This window comes from Thermoflavimicrobium dichotomicum (assembly GCF_900114055.1).
GTDB lineage: Bacteria > Bacillota > Bacilli > Thermoactinomycetales > Thermoactinomycetaceae > Thermoflavimicrobium > Thermoflavimicrobium dichotomicum.
Genome location: NZ_FORR01000057.1, coordinates 1 through 2,055, shown reverse-complemented (window position 1 = coordinate 2,055; position 2,055 = coordinate 1). Strand labels below are relative to the sequence as shown.

The 2,055-nt window shown below is 36.4% G+C and carries 1 protein-coding gene, 2 tRNA genes and 1 rRNA gene; all 4 read right to left on the bottom strand.

The window, feature by feature from the left end:
* Nucleotides 1-251: 251 nt before the first annotated feature.
* Complete coding sequence (locus BMZ78_RS18290) at nucleotides 252-1,196, bottom strand: MerR family transcriptional regulator (RefSeq protein ID WP_093231802.1); 945 nt, start codon at nucleotides 1,194-1,196, stop codon at nucleotides 252-254.
* Between the two features lie 530 nt (nucleotides 1,197-1,726).
* A tRNA-Ala gene (locus BMZ78_RS18285) sits at nucleotides 1,727-1,802 on the bottom strand.
* A gap of 25 nt (nucleotides 1,803-1,827) precedes the next feature.
* A tRNA-Ile gene (locus BMZ78_RS18280) sits at nucleotides 1,828-1,904 on the bottom strand.
* 78 nt (nucleotides 1,905-1,982) lie between these two features.
* A 16S ribosomal RNA gene (locus BMZ78_RS18275) occupies nucleotides 1,983-2,055 on the bottom strand; the annotation flags it as partial.

The following is a 2,055-nucleotide window of genomic DNA, read 5'->3' as shown; positions in this document are numbered from 1 at the left end:
TAGTAGCTTAACCTGTTGCTAAAGGTACTCGTCTCGGTGATACCCTTGACTTGACTTCATTTCCTTATCTAATTTTCAAGGTGCGTTTCTCATTTCCACCGCTCATCGCGGCGACATTTGTTAATATATCATAGGTTTATTTATGAGTCAATAGTTTTTTTTAAAGAAAAGCGACTCCTAACCTTACTATGAAAGTCAGGTTTGTCGCTTTTTTCATTTTTATTTCTATATAAGTAAAATCAGTTTTCAACCTACATCGCATTTGAAATCAATACTTTAAATTCATCGGGTAAGAATGAAAGATCCGGATAAACAAGTCGGTGCTTTTTAAAACATTCTTCAGCCATAATCGGATGCTTCAATGTGACTGGTATTCCTCGGCACTGTGCAATCCATCCATATAACAACAAATCATCACATAAAATTTGATAAGGTAGATGGATCATCTCTTGTGTATAGTATTTATACTTTGCATCGGCTTCAATGTATAACAGCTCATTCACTCTTTTTTGATCGTGAGATAAAATAGCATCTATTATTTCAACATTGATCTCTGTATCCTCTTGAGCCAATTGTTTTAGTAGTTCCGTAGCCTCACGGTCTTTTTTCAATAGCAAATACTTGATAAGCAAATCAATCTTATTTGATTCCATGAAACCATTTGGTTCATAATGTTCTGCCATGTGATATGCCAAATCAAAACGTTGACTAAAAAGAGCCCAAAGCACTTTATCCTTTAAAGATGCCGGCAAATAAGCAATATAGGGATATTGAGTTAAAGCTTGGCGCACATATTTCTCATACACTTCTGATACTTGTAATGCAAAATAATATAACTGCTTTGCCGATACAACATCATGTTCCATCCGAAACTGATAGGATGCCAAAGCAGCAAATCCCCATCTGATTAAACCATGCAGTGATTCTATCTTGGTCAATGCGCCTGCATAAGGATCATTTAATTGAGAAAGCATCGTTTGAATAGTCATTTCATATTGTTTAATTTGCTGAAAAACAACGGGTTTCCATTTTGCTTCAAACAGTCGTTGCACTTCATTTTTTGGAATTCGAAAAGTACCTTCATCCGTCGCCTCGCATTGAATCTTCTCTTCATTGATCCAACGAAGCAGTTCAGATTTTTTGTCAGTTAACTGATTGACTTTCATTAGTTTACTTACTTCTCGAATTGTATACATCGCACTACTGCTACTAGAAACACAATATATATCCAAGATATACCTTCATATACGATAGCGATATAGCGATTAACAAATACGATATGATACAGAAACCTATTTCTATACTGACTCTGAGCACACATCTCCAAGACGTTACTATTTAACTAGTAGCAGATTTCCTCCTTTCTATTTAATGAATGTTCCATCAATAAATGGAACTTACCTTCTATCTGCAACAATCACTTTCATTCTTTGACAAGAGTATATAAATTAATACAATATGATTGCAAATAAACATAAAAACAAATAGTAGTATAACATAGACACCAATAAAAAGATAAACCAGATATTGGAATGGATTCTGATCATATAAGAGATTGTATTTGCAAAGCCAAAAACACCTCGTATAAAAATCATATACTTATAAATATTATGAAATTTACTTATGATAAGAATTTGCCTAAATATAAAAAACAATCTTTTATCAAGAGTTGATAACGGCTTGCCAAACTAATAAAAAAACCTCTACCTTACAAATAGAGGTTTTATGGTGGAGCTAAGCGGATTCGAACCGCTGACCCCCTGCTTGCAAGGCAGGTGCTCTCCCAGCTGAGCTATAGCCCCAAGATATGCAGATGTCAGGGTAAGTTGGTGGGCCTAGGCTGACTCGAACAGCCGACCTCACGCTTATCAGGCGTGCGCTCTAACCAACTGAGCTATAGGCCCAAGTATTCCCTGAAAACCAAAGAGTGAGTGGCATGACCCAAGAAGAAGTAAATCATTATTCGGAAATAAACTCCGTAGAAAGGAGGTGATCCATCCCCACCTTCCGGTAGGGATACCTTGTTACGACTTCACCCCAATCATCTGCCCCACC